This is a genomic window from Paenibacillus sp. FSL R5-192, from assembly GCF_000517845.1.
GTDB lineage: Bacteria > Bacillota > Bacilli > Paenibacillales > Paenibacillaceae > Paenibacillus > Paenibacillus amylolyticus.
Genome location: NZ_ASPR01000065.1, coordinates 1 through 16,160, shown reverse-complemented (window position 1 = coordinate 16,160; position 16,160 = coordinate 1). Strand labels below are relative to the sequence as shown.

Here is a 16,160-nt window from a genome sequence, read left to right as displayed (position 1 = left end):
AAACCGCTATAATTAGATTGAGGTGTTTTTATGTTTATTAGTCCAATGTTACTTGAGACAGCACCGGGTCCCTTCTCGCATTCAGATTACATTTTCGAACCGAAGGTCGATGGACACCGGTTGATATATTCACAAAAGTCAGGAGATATCCGATTATATACACGTCACAACAACGATTGTACTCGTCAGTACCCGGAATTACAGTTGCCGTTTGGCTCCGACATCATTTTGGATGGCGAAGTAGCATGCGCCGATCCGACAACTGGATTGAACGATTTCGAAGCAGTCATGAGCCGCTTCAGTACAAAACAGGATAGTAAGATACAACAACTCACTCGGATGCTTCCGGCCACGTTTGCCATATTTGATATCCTGCAGTACAAAGGTCAGGACTTGCGTAAACTACCTCTCATGGAGCGTAAAGCTATTCAACATAGCATTACTCTGCCCTCTCCCTCCTTTGGCATCGTACCGCACATAGAAGGCGCTGGAGAAGATTTGTACGCTCAGATAGAGACTATGGGTATGGAAGGTATAGTTGGCAAGCGCAAAGATAGCCAGTATGTCAGCAGACGGTCAAAGGATTGGCTGAAGGTTATTAACTGGTCCTATGCTGATGTGTTTATCACAGGATACAAGAAAACTGAGTTTGGATGGTTTGTAGCTGTGCCAGATACAACTGGCAGAATGCGCCCAGTGGGAATTATTGAGCATGGCCCCAGTACAAAACATAAGCAAGCATTCCGTGGAGTTTGCCAGCAGCTGATAACAGGTGAAGACAAGAACAACGTTTACCTTGAACCTCGAATTCAGGCCAGAGTTAAAATGCGCAACTGGACCAAATCAGGCTTGCTGCGTATCCCTGTGTTTGATCGATTTATTGTCTGAGATAATGCAAAAAAGGCTCCGCATTGAGTTGCGGAGCCTTTTGTATTGACTGCTTAGTATTCGCTTACTTCAAACGTCAGGACTCGATCAAACAGGATGTAGTCTTTACGGCTCTTGAACGGACCTTTGTTATTGTCATGCTTATCAATCGCGTATGATGCTTTTCCGCTTCCTGCTTGTTTTGTTTCATACCAATCAATGAAACTATTTACTTCTTTCATGCTCAAGTCAAACTCTTTCTCAAGACCGGTAGTCATAGTCACGACAAGGATTGCACGATCACCTGCAGGCTGTTCCGGTGTTGGTGTCTCGGTGTTATCATTATTTATAGTTAATGCTACTTCATTCGAAATAACTGTTTCTACTCCATGGAAAATAGCTACGATTTGGAAGTAGTAAGTTTTACCGAATTCCAAATTTGGCACTTTATAAGTTGAGCTATCTTTCCCTTCTACTGTAATCGAATCTGTGTATTTTCCTGACTCAGTGCCATATTGAAGTTTATATCCTGTAGCATCGTTAATTGTATTCCAATTTAAGGTAGCAGTAGTTCCTGTGATAGAACCATTTAGTTTGATATATTCAAAACTGCCTAATGTAATTTCATCGATTGCCAACCAAGAAGAACCACCGTCCCCCTCAATCTTTATGCCCTCATATACTCCTTGCGTAACTTTAACCGGTGGAGGTGTATTAAATCTTTCTGAAAGTGCTTGGGTTTCTTTAGCGCTGATAGCAGTCCAGGTGCCATCTTTTAATCCATAGATTTGATATGTAACGGACCTTATCGGTTCTGCTGCAGTGCTAATATGAACAAAGTTAAATTCAATTGCTTCGGGAAATTTTAGTTCAATGGTACCTCTATATGTACCTGCATTCCATTCGTTTTTCAGCTTACCATCAATCACATTTTTCGCAATGTATGTTGAATACTCGCTACTTGCCTTTACTTCAGTTCCATTGGGTGGAGAAAATCCAAGCATTCCATCTACCTTATTACTTAATGGAGATGCCGCTCCTGTTGTTGATTGAGAAAACAACAGAATTATAAGCAGAACAGTCAAAAATGCCAAACAATTTTTTTTCATCGTTAATCTCCTTATTCTTTATTATAGAACTAACTATAACGACCTAAAGGATTAACGTCTAAACATAAACTTGCTGATCTATAAATATCATCTAATTTATTGCATTTTTATTTTATATTGGATGATCATCTCCACAAATTACCCGTTTCTATTCTCAAAAATTTGAGTAAAATTACATAGTATAGAGTCTCAAAGGAGGCATTATCATGTGCGGAAGATTTACAATAACTGATCCCATAGACGCAATATTGGACAGGTACTATGCATTTATAGCTGATGGATTTGAATACAAACCTAATTACAATGCAGCACCTATGCAGTTCATTCCGACGATCATCGGCAGCAAGGATGGAAATCGATTGGGTTCGCTCCGCTGGGGCCTCGTTCCTTCATGGGCCAAGGATGACAAGATTGGTAACAAGATGATTAATGCACGAGCTGAGACGATCGCTGAAAAGCCAGCTTTTAAACGTTTGATCAGTTCCAAGCGGTGCATCATACCGACGAACGGGTTCTATGAGTGGCGAAAAGATGGATCAGTAAAGCAACCTATGCGCATCCTGATGAAAGATGACCGCTTATTCTCACTTGCTGGCCTATACGACACCTGGACAGATCCGGACGGAAACAAGTTGAGTACATGCACCATTATTACAACGGAACCAAATAGTCTTATGGAGGATATTCATAATCGTATGCCGGTCATCTTGCGATCTCAGGATGAGGCTGAATGGCTAGGAAGAGATAATGATGATGTTCAGTCCTTACTCAGATTGCTAAATCCATACAAGGCTTCTGAGATGAGAGCTTATAAGGTTCCTAAAGAAGTTGGAAATGTGAGAAATAACTCTGATGAGCTTTTAAAGGAAGTAAATTAGGAATAGAATTAAAGAGTGATGACACTGTGGGTCGTCACTCTTTTTTGTCGTTTACAACTCAGAATTATATGGAAATAACCACTTAGGTCTGATAGACTATTCTGGATTGATTACATAGTTGGAGGAATATATGGAAGAGAAAATAGCTTTTATTATTGGAATAATTATGTTTTCAAGCTTTATTCTTTTGTTTTTCGGTTTAGCTGCTGGTTTGTTTCTTGCTACGTTCCGAAATATAAGGGCTGCCATTAGAGGTAAATTATCAAGTATGGAACCTTGCAGATCTTGCGGAAATTCGGTATCTAAAACTGCCGTTATATGTCCTTATTGTGGAGATAATTTTGGACAAATAAATGTAGTCGCCAACTCTATAATAGGCAGCTTTATATCAGGAGTTGTTTCTGTGGCTGGTGGTCTATTACTTATATTGGGTTTCATGGAGTTTTTAAGAGATTGGTAACAAAGGAGCCACTATATGGCTCCTATTTTTGTACCCTAAACTCAAACGTATTACGAAAGTATCTCTTCCCCATGATCTTAATGGATATTGCGGTATAAGACTCCACCGGACCGCCATAGTCAATGATGTGCTCTCGATTGTCTAAAACATGCCAGACGGATACCCGAACCGTGTTAAGGCTGCCGCGAGGTAATCCATATCTGTTTGTAGTACTCGATATGTATTCATTCTCCCACATCCATACATTTTTATAGAAAATTATACCTAGGTCTGATAGACTATGTTTTGTTGTTAATTATTACTATATCAGGAGGAAGAAGATTGAAAAAGCCTATTCAGAAAAAATGGTGGTTTTGGCTTATTGTTGTGATTATAGTGGGAGGTATCTTCGGCAACAAAGATGAGGAGAAAACTGAGAAAGAGGCAGTTGCAGCAACCGAAGTTTCCGCTCCGGCTGAAACCAAGTCAGAAACTGTTGTTGCTGAAAAATCTGCTACTAAGTCCGAGGAAGTTAAGGTAGCAAAAGAGAATGTAAAGAAGCAAGAGGATAAGAATTTAGAAATACCAGGAACTCTGGGAATGACTCCGGAAGAATTTCGTAAATCTTTCAATAAACGCGCAGATGAGCTTAATAACTCCAAACTGAAAATTGGCAAGAAATTAAACATCGAAACTGGACCAGCTCAAGATGTATTCCAGTATATGACCACAGATTACATAGGTATAGCCGGCTCAGTAAACAAAGCAGACGGATCATTACGTGATGTAATGATGATAGGCCAAGGTAATGGCACTCTTTCATCTGGAACAGATCTTGTTTTAACTATCGGTTTGGTAATACTCGCAACCAATCCAGACTTACCATCAAAAGCTGTTGGTAATGTTCTTGATGACCTGGGTATTCTTAATGAAGGTGTGGATTGGACAACAATTAATGAATCATCAGAACTAAATGGAATTCGTTATAGAATAACTGGATCTGATGCTATTGGAATAATGTTCAGTGCTAGTGACGCAAAAGAGAAATAAATTTTAAAGGAGATCATCATGAAAAGAATACTAGCTCTTCTCTGTTCCATTGCAATGGTTGGATTCATTTTTAATCCATCTTACGTTGATGCTGCTACAGTAAATCCAAAGACATTGTTAGAGAAGAAATTCCCTAGGGAGCGTGTAACAGTCAGTAAATCAGTAGACTTAAACGGAGACAATAAGAAAGAACACTTGTTGATCACTGACTCAGGCAACTTTTATCTCATTAACTCTAAAGGTGTTATCGTACTCATAGATACAAATTACTATAGCGATGAAGAACCAACAATTCATATCCTCAATATTTCGACTAAAGAAAAGCATGTAGCTGTTACTCTGGACTATTTACCATCAAATACTGAACTGCTCGTTTACAAGTATCAGAATGGTACTCTTAAAAAGAAGTTGTCTGTTATGGGTGATGTTGGGATAAATATTTCGAAAACCGGAGAAATAATGCAACTGTGGAAGAGCCACTACCCAGAAGGTGGATGGGAGATCGCTGTTGCACACTACAAATGGAATAGCAAGAAGGATAAATATGTAGGTTCAGGTGAATTACCTCGCTAGACTGGGCTATTGTCGTTTAGTTAGATTACCACTAGAGTAACAATATTATTATGAGTCGTCTCTTTTAAACAAAATACTAATCTATGAATTGGAGTTCAAGTTATGAAAAAAGCTATAACACTAGTAATACTACTTATATTAGCACTACCGGTACAAGCATTCGCTTTTAATATGTCTAAAGCAGACGTGGAAAAGTCCTATTTCGAAGACTACAATTCACGAGTGAGAGAAGTCAAAGCAGCTCTTAAAAAACTTACACCTGCGGCATGCACCAATGTAAAGATAGCGTCAGAAAACTATAAAGCTTCTATAAACAAATATAAAGCAATGGTGAAAGTTAAGGCTTCGAAAGAAGTGATCGCAAAAGCAAAAGTACAAAAAGATTCAGACAAGAATATACTTTCAGTAGCGAAAAAAGAATGCTCTCTGAACATTAAGGAGCTTAAAAAAGTTACAAATGCTCAACTCAAAGAGCTGAACACGTACAAAATCCAGCTCATACAACAAATTATTGATCACTACAACGGTAAAGACAAACTGAAAGATGACGTTTTCAGGAATCAGGTTTACAGTGGACTTAATTATATAGACGAAAGTTTCACCGACATATTAGACTCACTAAATATATTTTAAAAAACAAAGGAGACAGATAAGTATCTGTCTCCTTTGTTTTTTAAATCATCTACCTGACAAGAGAAACATTTTTAACACGCTAAGCTAAATTGATTTTGTCTCTAATAAGTGAATGTTGTAAACTTATCGTTTCCAACCTTTCTAATTCCAAATCCCAAAGTCCTTGATGTACAAGATAGTCTTTGACTTCAAAGTAATTGTCATCTGTTAACAAAGCATATGAACAGATAGTACTATATTCAGAATCAGGCTGGCAGGAAAAAAGCAGGTTTCTAAGTTTACCTATCAACTCATTTTCATCTTCTATTTTCGTATCCATATTTATTTTATCTTTAACTTTAACTAAAGACTCTATTGCAGCTGCTATAGCGTCTCCAATCTTAAACCTTGGTAACACAAGACGATCAGAATCATTAAGTTGAAGGACTTTTATTGTCCTTTTTCCTATATCATTTAATCCTCTGTATCGATAGTCCTTTATAAACAGGTGATCCTTAGGCTCATCAACAGTAGGATTAATAATTGGATTTATCTTAGTATCATGATCTCTTTTTAAACCGTTGCATCTTTTACAAATCGGTAGTAAATTTGTCCACGAAAGAACCTCTTCTGGATACAGAGACTTCGGGTGGAAATGTTCAACCTCAATATATTTACTCTCTTCGCCTAGCTTGCATTCACAAAAAATGCACTTACTATTAGACATATCTAATAGAGCACTTTTAATGTATTCAAGATTCCACACATTTCTTTTGGTATTTATATACTCTTGAGTTAACCGCTTAACTTTTTCTGAGTCAAATTGATGTGGTGGCGATGTTCTTATTATTTTTATCATCCCTAATCACCCAAAGATCCTAATTGAATTTCGAGTATTTTCCTCATCGGACTTCTTGGATGAAGCATTTTGGTTAAAATTTCAAATGATTTAACCGCATTTTCATGATTTTCATCTTCTAATGCATTCTCAAAATCTTTTCTGATATTGATATATTCATTAGATCTTGTTTCTTTAAGGCCCATTACATCTTCCAATATTTCTTCTACAGTCCAACCTTTAAAACCATACTCTGAGTTTATTGTTTCAAGCCTAATAACTTCATTGTTTTCATCTAGACCAAGAGGAATTAATTCCTCGTTTTCTGCTGCTTGTATCATATGAGGACTGTGAGTAGTGACAATTATCTGAGCACTTGAAAAGATAGTCCTTAAAGATTCAATTAGTGTTGCTTGCCAATACGGATGGATGTGTGCATCTGCCTCGTCTATTAATATAATACCATTAAATTCAGTGACTTTTACTTTAGGGTTGAAATTGAACTCAATCTCTTTTATTATGCCAAGCAATATAAAGAACAGAGACTTGTATCCTGACGAAAGGTATTCAAAAAAAATTTCTCCTCTTGATGTTTTAACCATAATATCAAGCGTAGTGTGATCTATAAACGAGAACTCTACAGATTTGTCAAGAATTGAGAAGGTTTGCTTCGCCATGCTAAGATTGAAAATCTCCGCCTCACTAAACCTTCCTTGTGGCTCGAAGAGAATCCTGTTGGCCAACCAAGTTTTTATAGTTTGAGGATTAACTCCGTTAATCATGTAATGTTTGTGATTTGGTTCGTCTCTTACCTCATCTGGTGTGATTCCACTTAGGGACTGATGCTCAAGTACTCTGTGTTCTTTTATGTATATTACTTTTAAAGCTTCACCTACAACATCCAACTTTTCTCTTTGGTTATCATTGGGCAGAAAGGCTAGTGTATCAAAAAAACCTTGTTTACCATCAACTTTCACCCATGCAGATCCTTTGTCAGCTCTTACATTGCGCTTCAGCTTTGTACTTGTAGCAAAACTAAATGCCTGCGCTATAACTTCAAGTATAGTGCTTTTACCTACTCCATTCATGCCGCAAATGATATTTATGTGGCTGTTCATATCTATACTCAAGTCTTTGATTCCGTTAATATTCTTAATCTTAATTGATTCAACCTTCATAAATCTGTCATCCCCTTTCAATTAAAATTATATCACAACAAATCCATCACATACGAAGCCTAAATTTCTCAAGTAACATTTTTTTAGTTACAAGTTCACAATCTTTGAACCAATCCTTAGTGTTTTTCATTTGTACACTACCTATAAGAGCATTTTCTCCCTTTGAATCCACTGCATATAATACACTTTCCTCATTGTTCAACTTGTTTACAATAATTATATTAGGCACCCCATAAGGAACTAGAAATTTTTCAAATTCATTCATGTTAATCACCTCCAGTTAATATGTACTAATGAGAACATAAAGATATGACGACTCTTTCCCAGAATCGTCATATGTTACATTTCAGTATAAAAACACAGATTTCCAAAAGGTGTCGGTGACTTTTCTATTTTTATTGCTAAATAAGCTAAGATGCTTTAAACCCTTAAACTTTGGTCTTCTCTTTCCTATATGAAATGACTAAATGACGCCAGAGGTCATAACTCCCCGTTTTGTCAGACATGGAATCTTTGTAATATTCATAAGCTGACTCTGCCCATTTAGGACATTCCATGTTCTCCTTAGCCTTCTGAGCCGCGATCCACTTGGCCTGAGATTCAACTGTAGCCTTTAGTTCCTCTATTTGTTTCTTTTCTTCTGATGTCATTGGATCTCCATCCCCTTCCTTAATACGCTTGAGTTCAGCTTTGATAGCTGGAATGAATCCTCTCTCAGCAGCAGATCGTGTATTCCCGTCACCGAAGAATTTGGTTCCTGGACATGTCTTGCTAGACTTACCTTTCTCATAATCACCTAACCATGCACCAGAATCCGTATACCAGGCGTGATACACAATATGGGATGTATCAATAGGTACGTTTAGTTTGAGTGCGAGACAAGCGTATAGGTGGACTACAGTTTGTTTCTGAATTGCTGTCATCGTGTCTCCACCATGATCAAAGTTTCCGATAATCTCTATACACAAAGCGCCTGTGTTCACTCCCTTGATTCCAGCAGGTGTTTTATTGAGATCCCGATCTAAACTGATAGCGATACGTCCATCCTCAAGTACAGTTATGTTCTGCCCTGTACCGGACCATCCCTGAGATAAATGGAAAGCCCTCATTCCCTCAAGACATTTCCATACATCCTGTTTCGCTAATCCATTGACCACCTGACGAGTAGTGTAGTTGGGTGCAGCAGTATGATGGACCTGGAGCTTGTCTATGCTTCTTGTTATCTTCTGTTTGTCGAGCCACCCTTTAAATTCGGATGGCTCTAGTAGCAAGAAATTCCCCTTTGAGATCATGACTGTTCAGTTCCTTTCTTCGCTTGCTTAATCACCTGGTTACCGAACACCGCAAATGCTCCAACCAATATTCCCTGGATAAGCGATTCAGGAGACCAGCCAAGCGTCCAACTTGTAATAACAATAGCGAATGCAGTCACGATGAAAACAATGGTCCAGTCCGGAATCTTCGGGATACGTTTTATGCCAACACCAAGTACCCAGCATGCAGCCAATACAATAAATAACTTAGGATCAATAAGTGAAAATACTGTGCTCCAGTCCATATTCTATACGCCTCCAATATCTTCTTTTCGGTCAATCCGCTTATGAGCTTGCTTGGCCGACTCTTCGACCCGAGTCACCCGCTCCGACAGTACATCTACACGCTGAGCTTGTGCCCTCTGTTCCAATCGGATATCATCCACGCCGCGTTTGATGTAATCCACGTCTGCACGTTGTAAGGCATCAGCTCCCGCTTCTTGAATGATGTCTTGCCTAAAAGATCTAGTACGTCCCGACCACCCTAAGATAAGTCCGCTTATTGCTGCGGCTACACTGATCAATACAGTCCATTCCATCCCGCTCCCCCGTCTCTCTGTTCAGGAAATGTTTCCTGCCCTATTCAATTGTCTCCGTACTTTCTTTTTGTTCTTGAATCTCAATTGCTGCTAGTGCATTACCGATCTCCAAATCTAAAGCTGTCAGAATCTCTTTTTGATTAAGTGGATGTGAGCTAAGAACCGCAGAGATTACCTGAGTCAATTCTTCTACCGGTTTATTCAAATCCATTTCAACTTGGAGTGTATGTGTCATCTTTGCCAAGACCTTTCCTCCTCTCTATACGAAAATAAGCCCCTTCCAATTAAGGAATAGGGCTTCATGGATTTATTATCTTTTATCTTTGTTACGGAGTGGCTACGGATTTATAGTCAAACAAAAAAAAGAGTCCGTCAATAACGGACCCTCAGAGACTTATTCTATTTAGCAGTAAGTAATTCTTCCTCGATCAGCTTTAATTCGGCTTGTGCATCATCCACTAATTTTTGGTACTCATCTACTTTTTGTTTTGCAAGTCTGGTAGATTCCTCATCGCCCACTGCTTTGATACCCTCGTATTCTTTGGTCACCTTTTCCAATCCGGCCACTAAAGGCGGCAGAATCTCAGAAGTATATCCTTTCTTCATTGATTCCAAGTAAGCTTTCGATTTGCCTTCAAAAGAATTATTTCCGTTCGGGACATTTGTGCTATTAGTCGTTTCGGTTGCGGTCTTAGATTCCGCGCCAGATGTAATTGTTATCGTTTTTCCACTCACTTTTACGTCAGCTCCTAATGCGTCAGACAAGGACCGTGCTGGAACATTCGCTCGAGAGTCAATAACTGCACCCTTGTCTGACAGTTTCTTTCCATCTACAACGATCGTATATTCCCCGGTTACCTTTTTTCCAACCATACTCTTTACAGTATCTGCAAACGCTCCTGCTGATGTCGAAAAAACCACGCCGATAATGATACCACCAGCAATATAAGCAACTTTATGTGCAAACTTCTTCATGACTCTACCTCCGTATTGGTTCTATTTTCCTATTATGATACATTAAGGAGTTGAAGTTGTGAAGGTTCCGCCCCAATTTGCGGCATTAGCAAGTCCATGGTTGTGCGTAGGCAAAGTAACAGAGTGTGAGTGGGAATAAAACGCTGATTCCAAATTCAAAATTCTATTCCTCAAAGTAGTCAATTCGGCCTGCAATCCTGTTACATCGGATATATCCAGACCATTTACGGCACCTCCAAAGGTGACTGCCCCTTGCATCCGTATAGGGTTAGAAGTGTTGTTCGAACCAATGATTATGCTATTACCGTACATAGTAAGGACTCCACTATTCTGATACGAGTTAATTTCCCCTACAGATGTCCCGTTTGCATCTCTCCAAATAATTGCTGCTGCGGAAGCATCATCTGTTGTAGCTATTTGAATACGATTTCGATTAGCAGCATCATATGAACGGAAACCTTGGGAGTCTTGCTCTATTCGTCTACCAGTCGCTGCTGTACGGATTAATGCCCCGGTAATTGTACCACCATTGATATTTGTACCTGTTACTGTAGATGCGGTAATAGATCCTGAGAAGTTTGCTCCTACAGCAGACATAATGCCTCCGGAAGTCACGGTAAACATTCCATTGCCTACGTTTATTGAGGAACCAACTATGGCTCCGTTTTTAAAGTTAGAGTACTCAATGTTTGCGTAATTCGCAGTTAAGCTATTTGCAATCAAATCGCCCTTCATATTTAAACGGAAAGGTGCGCTATTAAATGACGATGCTCCTGCTGCAATGCCGTTTGTATTAATCTGTACAATATCCTCACCATTACCGATTAACATGGAGACAAAGTTACCGAGTTGTCCTATTACTTGCTCGGCTACAACACCTCGCGCTGTTATAGCAGCACGTATAGACTGCCAACCGTCTGTAGATATCCCAATACCTTTAGAAGTCAATCTGACTTGTTCTAAGGGGTTGGTTTTCTCTTGAGCCAGTATCCCGCCTTCTGGTGGATAGATCAGTTCGGTTTTGCTGTTATTGATATCAATGACAGCTTGTTTAGCAAATGATTCAAAAACATCCGTCCGGATCTTCCCGTTTGAAAACAGGTTGTTGGTGATGTTCTTATTTCGTTCCAAGTCACTGATAATATCATCGTAATCTCTTAAATTGATATTGGAGATCGTCGGTTCAGCATGCTTGTCCAAACTGTATGGATACTCTGTGAGTTCTGTGATTCGGGCTTTCAGGCGGTTCATGCCCATATCTGGATCGATACACATGACATCATCACCTAAATGAGGTTTAGGTTCAGTGTGATCGATTTTGAACAAGTCTGCCGTGGATATGGTTGCCTCCAGAGAAACAACCTCCTGCTCAAGTAGCGCCTTGCGTGTAGCCTTCAGCAGATCCTCTGCTTCTTCGATATCTTGCTCAATAATTTCTCCATCGTAAAACGGAACCGAATCGCTTGCCCAATATTGAGCAAATGGTGATATGAGATAGTTAACCGCCAGGTTACCATTCACAATTGTTCCTGGTATGCTAGAAAGCAAACTTCGCTCTAGATCCGTTAGCAAGGACGCATCCATGCCGATGAATGTCCGGCCATCCTTCATTTGAGCATACATCCGGGTAACAAGGGACTCCCCTTTGTCTTTGAAGGAACTGGATACGATGTTTTTCTTGAGTCTATACTGCAAGCCATGGTCAGATCCGATTCTCTTCTTGAGGTTAATCACGAAATTGTCAGGTTCAACCTCGCATTCATACATATCGACGATCTTATTCAGGGCTTCAAGACAAGTTCCCCGTCCGAAATCCTTAACGTCATGTAGATCAAACGTATTGTGAATAACAAATGTAAATCTCCCGCCTGTAGCTTTTGTAATTAACTCCGTCAGTTCATTGAGATGTACTCCATAAGCTTCGTCAATATATGAGGTATAAGGAAACTTGAAGTCATTCAGTTTGAACATAATGTGGTTACAATAGATTGAAGCCATGAGTTTACGACCTTCACGGGACCTGCTCCTGGATTGTATGACATAAAATTGGCCACGTTCGTCTTGAACATGGCCTTTGATTGCTATTTTTTCGCGGTAATCATCTGAGGTCATTGGTACCATAAATGTTACCTCGTAATCGCTGTTAATTCTTCTTCTTCGTTGTATATCTGAACTATCAACCAACGTACCTACACGCCGGATGTTCTTGTCGAATACTTTCATAGTTGGGTTAGGCATATCACACCTCAATTAATACAGGAATTTGTCTCTATGTGTAACACGGATCAGTACGTTTCTGCCTGTTTCAGGATCTGTCCATGTGAGATTGTTTTCTCCAAGATTCAAGTCAAAGAAATCACCTTCGAGCAAGTGCGAAGCATTCACTCCATTTTGCGTGATCTTACACGTATTGGCATCAATGATAACTTGGTCACCTGGTTTAAATGGTCCTGTGAACTCCAAAAACTCCACATGGTACCTACTTCCCTTGGCGACTGCCCCAAAACCAACATCCATTACAGCCCGCTTGGTAATTTCCCGAACAAAATCCGCCTTTGTGCCAGCAGCTACATCCATAACGGCCGCGAATGAAATTTCACGGACAAAATCTCCTTCCGCTCCCACATTGACATCCATAACCGCCGAACCCGTCATTTCCATCGTTGCAGCAGCTACAGCAGACCCTGATATGTCAGCAACTGCCCGGCCAAAGACGAATACGGATATTTGGCGGTTAAAGGCCAGCCCGTTAAAAGCCCCTCGGTTAAACATGGCCCTCACCCCTTTTTGGACAAAATAAAACACGCTCCGTTATGGGGCGTGCTGGTTACTTCTCAATCAGAAATTCAACTCCACTTTCGGTCAGAATAGCGTCTACTTGTGCACGAAGAGAAGTAGGCACTGTCTTGTACTCTGTTGTGCCGAAAATAATACGTTGTGCAAAGAACATAGCTACCATGGTATCACCTCCTTCCAGGCGAAGAAGGAGCCAGAATAATACACTCTGGATCATCTATATACCTCTATCGCTATTTCAGCGATAACATCATCAGTGAACGCAGCTCGTTCTGCAAGCGCCTTGCTCTGCGCTTTCAATAGTGTGTTGTCCTGCATGAGTGTTTCCACCTGTTTACTGAGTGCCGGACGTGGCTCTTGTGGTGTCTCTGGATCGGTTGGATCTGGATATTCAAAATACGGTTCCATTATCCCCAGATTGATATTTGTAATTACACCGCCTGCATCAAAATCAGATTCATAATCCCCATAATCAAATTGGAGTAATCCGACTGACTCAGGCACACGATCTAATAAAGTTTTATAAGCCCTAAAATCATCTTCTCTTGTTAGAATCGTCATCCCATCTCCACCCAATTGCTGCGGGATATACTGAAGCACTGCCCCATTCAGAACATCATAATAAACTTTTGCGCCTACATAAGTTGGCATCATTCACCCTCCTTATCCCGATGTTAATATTCCTCTGAAATAGATCTGCATAGCTGAATCTGCGGTGGTACCTGACCTAGAACCTCTTGCTACAAAACTCATTCTTCTAGTTGTATCTAGATTTTTCGTAAAACCATATGGTCCATTTTGACTATTCGTTGAAGTTGTGTCCCAATGATATACGATCTGTTTGTTTACAAAATCCACACGCCATGATCTGTAATAATCGTACCCAATTGAAGGTTCAAAAAGTGTTAGATACTCACCATTGGAATCAAGAATCCCAAAAGATAATTTGTACATGCTATTAACTTTGGTCGCATAAGATCCTTGGTAATTAGAAGCATAAAAATCGATCCCTGTAGCTCCCGGTGAGATATTAGCTATCAAAAAATCACTGAGATTTGCATCGCCAAGTTTCGGTGCCCAGTTTATCCCGAAATTTAATGTTTGTCTGTAATAACTGGATGTCTGTATCTGCCCAATCTTTGTAGCTAACTGCGGAAATGTATCGCTGCCTGATGCTGCTACTCCCTTGCCAGTGATAGCGGCTGCGATGCGTGTTTTCCCATCACTGACAGAGGTAAAAAGCTCGTTGATTGCAGCGACTGCATTCCCTTTAGCTGTTGTCTGAAGGTTCGCCAGAGTGCCCACAAGCCCGTCAGTATATGTCTTCGCATTGCCCTGAGCAGCATTTGCTTTAGTGGTGGCATCTGTAGAAGCCGCTGAAACCGAAGCGACTCTCGCATCATTAACCGCTTTCTCTGTCGATGCTAATGTTTCAGAGATGCCATCAATTGCATTCGACAGTTGTACGATACCCTTATCTATTAAAGATGCATCCTGTGGTGCAGGGATGTTGTTCAGTCGTTCGTCCAAATCTGCTATGTTGTCCCTGAATGTGTCGTGATCGTAAGCCGTAAAGTATCGGGCTAACTTGGTTCCTGCTGCCCATGATTTCGGCGCGCTCTCAAACCCTCTCGTTACGCCTGTAACCTCGTTTTCAGATATTCCGGTATAAAGTACCGTTTCGGCTGATTCATCGGTACCCAGCGTCAGGAGGTTCGGCGCAGGAGGTAATATCGAACCATCCAGTACCGCGAAACTGGTTTGAGTATCGTCAATGGCTGCCGCCAGCTCCGTCTGTCTGCTGTTGACCGATGCCGGATACATTGTTTCAATCATCGTTTATACCTCCTTAGTTCAACCGGATCTCCACTTGCCCAGTTAAAAATTTAAAAATGTCATTGTTCAAAATGCTCCGTGGTGTTTCTAGCGTCCCGAAATAATAAAGGTTCCCACCTGTAGCTGCATCGCGCAGTCCGAAATGTGTAACCGGCCCCCAATTAGCTGTCGCCACATCAAAAGCTACATCGGCCGCAGATTTGATGGACATCTTTTGTATGTTATTCATCAATACACCTGTGATCGGGTGAAACTCTTGAACTGTAATTTGAGCCGGTTCGGCAAAGGTCAGAACTTGCCTGACGTAACCTCCACCGGACACCTCTTGTCCCGTATCATTCCAGGTTGGATCGGAATTATAAAGAGCGATATATAACCTATCTGGGAATGCGAATTTTTCCCCTCTTGCTGATACATTCAATTGTTTGGTCGCTAAATACTTGCTAATATTCATCGGTTCACCCCTCTAATAAATATTCATTTTGAATCCTGAAGCTTTGTATCGTATTGGAGCCTGTGTTAGTGAGAACGATTACGGGGCTAGCACGTTCATCACCTAATGACATTACTTTTACTGTTTCTGGAGAATGAAGAATGTTTTCTTCTAGCATGTTTTCATCGCTTTCTGGAAAAGGATGTTCTCCCATCTTGATCGGGATTGTCAGTTCCCCATCAAAAATAATCTTTTCAATATCCATCGTCCCAGCATACCTTCCGATATATCTTCTACCCGGAAGATCCTCAAACGTGAGTACAATGTCCCCTTTTTTGATATTAAAAAGAGCCGCCACTTGGGCGACTCTTCTGTGATAGTCAAGAGTAGCATCGTCTGCCATAACGATACACTCCAGATTAATTACTCTTGGGCCATATGTGCTACCAAAATCGATCTCTCCATCCCGTCCTGCAATCTCAAGACTGTAGTCCCTCGTCGGTGGCAACACCGGGATGTTGTGCTTCTTCAGGCCAAGTCCGATATCACGGAAGGACTTTCCGTCAGCAGTAGCATTGATCATTATCCCTTACCTCCTCTAGCCTGCATCCTCCGCATCAAATTATCGCGCTCACTCCAGAAGACCTTCGCAGCCGATTCGTCCGCGATATAAGTATCTCCTGATTTAATTACGAATTGATTGCTGGTTCTCTCCGGATTTACT

The 16,160-nt window shown here is 40.5% G+C and carries 22 protein-coding genes; 6 read left to right on the top strand and 16 right to left on the bottom strand.

Features of this window, described 5'->3' with window-relative positions; translation table 11 throughout:
• The first annotated feature begins 30 nt into the window (after positions 1-30).
• The gene (locus C161_RS27250) at positions 31-888 is read left to right on the top strand and encodes an ATP-dependent DNA ligase (RefSeq protein ID WP_036674112.1); all 858 of its coding nucleotides are present in this window, start codon (positions 31-33) and stop codon (positions 886-888) included.
• 53 nt (positions 889-941) lie between these two features.
• Here the strand turns inward: C161_RS27250 and C161_RS27245 are convergent, their stop codons facing one another.
• Positions 942-1,976, bottom strand: coding sequence for a fibronectin type III domain-containing protein (locus C161_RS27245; protein ID WP_036674110.1), 1,035 nt, complete (start codon positions 1,974-1,976; stop codon positions 942-944).
• 206 nt (positions 1,977-2,182) lie between these two features.
• Here C161_RS27245 and C161_RS27240 point away from each other — a divergent pair, with 206 nt between their 5' ends.
• From C161_RS27240 to C161_RS27220, 5 genes are all read left to right on the top strand, one after another.
• The gene (locus C161_RS27240) at positions 2,183-2,854 is read left to right on the top strand and encodes an SOS response-associated peptidase (RefSeq protein WP_036674108.1); all 672 of its coding nucleotides are present in this window, start codon (positions 2,183-2,185) and stop codon (positions 2,852-2,854) included.
• A gap of 130 nt (positions 2,855-2,984) precedes the next feature.
• Complete coding sequence (locus tag C161_RS27235; RefSeq protein ID WP_036674107.1) at positions 2,985-3,314, top strand: hypothetical protein; 330 nt, start codon at positions 2,985-2,987, stop codon at positions 3,312-3,314.
• A 321-nt stretch (positions 3,315-3,635) separates the two neighbouring features.
• A complete protein-coding gene (locus C161_RS31760; RefSeq protein WP_051449980.1) occupies positions 3,636-4,343 on the top strand; it encodes a hypothetical protein in 708 nt (235 codons plus the stop codon).
• A gap of 18 nt (positions 4,344-4,361) precedes the next feature.
• On the top strand, positions 4,362-4,916 hold the full coding sequence (locus C161_RS27225) for a hypothetical protein (RefSeq protein WP_036674104.1): 555 nt from the start codon (positions 4,362-4,364) through the stop codon (positions 4,914-4,916).
• A 102-nt stretch (positions 4,917-5,018) separates the two neighbouring features.
• Positions 5,019-5,549 (top strand): hypothetical protein, encoded by a 531-nt coding sequence (locus C161_RS27220; RefSeq protein WP_036674101.1) that lies wholly within the window; start codon positions 5,019-5,021, stop codon positions 5,547-5,549.
• A gap of 79 nt (positions 5,550-5,628) precedes the next feature.
• Here C161_RS27220 and C161_RS27215 read toward each other — a convergent pair whose 3' ends face one another.
• The 15 genes from C161_RS27215 to C161_RS27145 all read right to left on the bottom strand — a co-directional run bounded on the left by C161_RS27215 (position 5,629) and on the right by C161_RS27145 (position 16,019).
• Positions 5,629-6,387, bottom strand: coding sequence for an HNH endonuclease (locus C161_RS27215; RefSeq protein WP_036674100.1), 759 nt, complete (start codon positions 6,385-6,387; stop codon positions 5,629-5,631).
• Between the two features lie 2 nt (positions 6,388-6,389).
• Entirely contained in the window at positions 6,390-7,544 is a 1,155-nt protein-coding gene (locus C161_RS27210) for an AAA family ATPase (RefSeq protein ID WP_036674097.1), read from the bottom strand.
• 46 nt (positions 7,545-7,590) lie between these two features.
• A complete protein-coding gene (locus C161_RS27205; protein ID WP_036674095.1) occupies positions 7,591-7,809 on the bottom strand; it encodes a hypothetical protein in 219 nt (72 codons plus the stop codon).
• A 163-nt stretch (positions 7,810-7,972) separates the two neighbouring features.
• Positions 7,973-8,815 carry a peptidoglycan recognition protein family protein gene (locus tag C161_RS27200; protein ID WP_235193954.1) on the bottom strand — a complete coding sequence of 281 codons (843 nt, stop codon included), beginning with the start codon at positions 8,813-8,815 and terminating at the stop codon, positions 7,973-7,975.
• Positions 8,816-8,832: 17 nt separating this feature from the next.
• Positions 8,833-9,102 (bottom strand): phage holin family protein, encoded by a 270-nt coding sequence (locus tag C161_RS27195; RefSeq protein ID WP_036674090.1) that lies wholly within the window; start codon positions 9,100-9,102, stop codon positions 8,833-8,835.
• Positions 9,103-9,105: 3 nt separating this feature from the next.
• Complete coding sequence (locus tag C161_RS27190; protein ID WP_036674089.1) at positions 9,106-9,396, bottom strand: hypothetical protein; 291 nt, start codon at positions 9,394-9,396, stop codon at positions 9,106-9,108.
• 40 nt (positions 9,397-9,436) lie between these two features.
• The gene (locus tag C161_RS27185) at positions 9,437-9,631 is read right to left on the bottom strand and encodes a hypothetical protein (protein WP_235193960.1); all 195 of its coding nucleotides are present in this window, start codon (positions 9,629-9,631) and stop codon (positions 9,437-9,439) included.
• A gap of 164 nt (positions 9,632-9,795) precedes the next feature.
• On the bottom strand, positions 9,796-10,371 hold the full coding sequence (locus C161_RS27180) for a stalk domain-containing protein (protein ID WP_036674084.1): 576 nt from the start codon (positions 10,369-10,371) through the stop codon (positions 9,796-9,798).
• Between the two features lie 42 nt (positions 10,372-10,413).
• Positions 10,414-12,609 (bottom strand): phage tail spike protein, encoded by a 2,196-nt coding sequence (locus C161_RS27175; RefSeq protein WP_036674082.1) that lies wholly within the window; start codon positions 12,607-12,609, stop codon positions 10,414-10,416.
• A 12-nt stretch (positions 12,610-12,621) separates the two neighbouring features.
• Positions 12,622-13,143: a phage distal tail protein gene (locus C161_RS27170; RefSeq protein WP_036674080.1), complete on the bottom strand. Its 522-nt coding sequence runs from the start codon at positions 13,141-13,143 to the stop codon at positions 12,622-12,624.
• Between the two features lie 55 nt (positions 13,144-13,198).
• Complete coding sequence (locus tag C161_RS33375) at positions 13,199-13,330, bottom strand: hypothetical protein (protein ID WP_268745236.1); 132 nt, start codon at positions 13,328-13,330, stop codon at positions 13,199-13,201.
• 50 nt (positions 13,331-13,380) lie between these two features.
• Entirely contained in the window at positions 13,381-13,821 is a 441-nt protein-coding gene (locus C161_RS27160; protein WP_156946176.1) for a hypothetical protein, read from the bottom strand.
• A 9-nt stretch (positions 13,822-13,830) separates the two neighbouring features.
• Positions 13,831-15,003, bottom strand: a complete 1,173-nt coding sequence (locus tag C161_RS31755) for a phage tail protein (protein WP_051449979.1) — start codon at positions 15,001-15,003, stop codon at positions 13,831-13,833.
• A gap of 13 nt (positions 15,004-15,016) precedes the next feature.
• Positions 15,017-15,457 (bottom strand): phage tail fiber protein, encoded by a 441-nt coding sequence (locus tag C161_RS27150; protein WP_036674074.1) that lies wholly within the window; start codon positions 15,455-15,457, stop codon positions 15,017-15,019.
• A gap of 4 nt (positions 15,458-15,461) precedes the next feature.
• Complete coding sequence (locus C161_RS27145; protein WP_036674072.1) at positions 15,462-16,019, bottom strand: phage tail domain-containing protein; 558 nt, start codon at positions 16,017-16,019, stop codon at positions 15,462-15,464.
• Between the last annotated feature and the right edge of the window lie 141 nt (positions 16,020-16,160).

What these genes read in the sequence shown, in the direction of transcription:
- C161_RS27240 (WP_036674108.1), top strand. Translation starts at nt 2,183, where the DNA reads ATGTGCGGAAGATTTACAATAACTGATCCCATAGACGCAATATTGGAC.
- C161_RS27225 (WP_036674104.1), top strand. Translation starts at nt 4,362, where the DNA reads ATGAAAAGAATACTAGCTCTTCTCTGTTCCATTGCAATGGTTGGATTC.
- C161_RS27190 (WP_036674089.1), bottom strand. Translation starts at nt 9,396, where the DNA reads ATGGAATGGACTGTATTGATCAGTGTAGCCGCAGCAATAAGCGGACTT.
- C161_RS27180 (WP_036674084.1), bottom strand. Translation starts at nt 10,371, where the DNA reads ATGAAGAAGTTTGCACATAAAGTTGCTTATATTGCTGGTGGTATCATT.
- C161_RS27235 (WP_036674107.1), top strand. Translation starts at nt 2,985, where the DNA reads ATGGAAGAGAAAATAGCTTTTATTATTGGAATAATTATGTTTTCAAGC.
- C161_RS33375 (WP_268745236.1), bottom strand. Translation starts at nt 13,330, where the DNA reads ATGGTAGCTATGTTCTTTGCACAACGTATTATTTTCGGCACAACAGAG.
- C161_RS27210 (WP_036674097.1), bottom strand. Translation starts at nt 7,544, where the DNA reads ATGAAGGTTGAATCAATTAAGATTAAGAATATTAACGGAATCAAAGAC.
- C161_RS27175 (WP_036674082.1), bottom strand. Translation starts at nt 12,609, where the DNA reads ATGCCTAACCCAACTATGAAAGTATTCGACAAGAACATCCGGCGTGTA.
- C161_RS27145 (WP_036674072.1), bottom strand. Translation starts at nt 16,019, where the DNA reads ATGATCAATGCTACTGCTGACGGAAAGTCCTTCCGTGATATCGGACTT.
- C161_RS27220 (WP_036674101.1), top strand. Translation starts at nt 5,019, where the DNA reads ATGAAAAAAGCTATAACACTAGTAATACTACTTATATTAGCACTACCG.
- C161_RS27195 (WP_036674090.1), bottom strand. Translation starts at nt 9,102, where the DNA reads ATGGACTGGAGCACAGTATTTTCACTTATTGATCCTAAGTTATTTATT.
- C161_RS27205 (WP_036674095.1), bottom strand. Translation starts at nt 7,809, where the DNA reads ATGAATGAATTTGAAAAATTTCTAGTTCCTTATGGGGTGCCTAATATA.
- C161_RS27215 (WP_036674100.1), bottom strand. Translation starts at nt 6,387, where the DNA reads ATGATAAAAATAATAAGAACATCGCCACCACATCAATTTGACTCAGAA.
- C161_RS27170 (WP_036674080.1), bottom strand. Translation starts at nt 13,143, where the DNA reads ATGTTTAACCGAGGGGCTTTTAACGGGCTGGCCTTTAACCGCCAAATA.
- C161_RS31755 (WP_051449979.1), bottom strand. Translation starts at nt 15,003, where the DNA reads ATGATTGAAACAATGTATCCGGCATCGGTCAACAGCAGACAGACGGAG.
- C161_RS27150 (WP_036674074.1), bottom strand. Translation starts at nt 15,457, where the DNA reads ATGAATATTAGCAAGTATTTAGCGACCAAACAATTGAATGTATCAGCA.
- C161_RS27250 (WP_036674112.1), top strand. Translation starts at nt 31, where the DNA reads ATGTTTATTAGTCCAATGTTACTTGAGACAGCACCGGGTCCCTTCTCG.
- C161_RS27245 (WP_036674110.1), bottom strand. Translation starts at nt 1,976, where the DNA reads ATGAAAAAAAATTGTTTGGCATTTTTGACTGTTCTGCTTATAATTCTG.
- C161_RS27185 (WP_235193960.1), bottom strand. Translation starts at nt 9,631, where the DNA reads ATGACACATACACTCCAAGTTGAAATGGATTTGAATAAACCGGTAGAA.
- C161_RS27160 (WP_156946176.1), bottom strand. Translation starts at nt 13,821, where the DNA reads ATGATGCCAACTTATGTAGGCGCAAAAGTTTATTATGATGTTCTGAAT.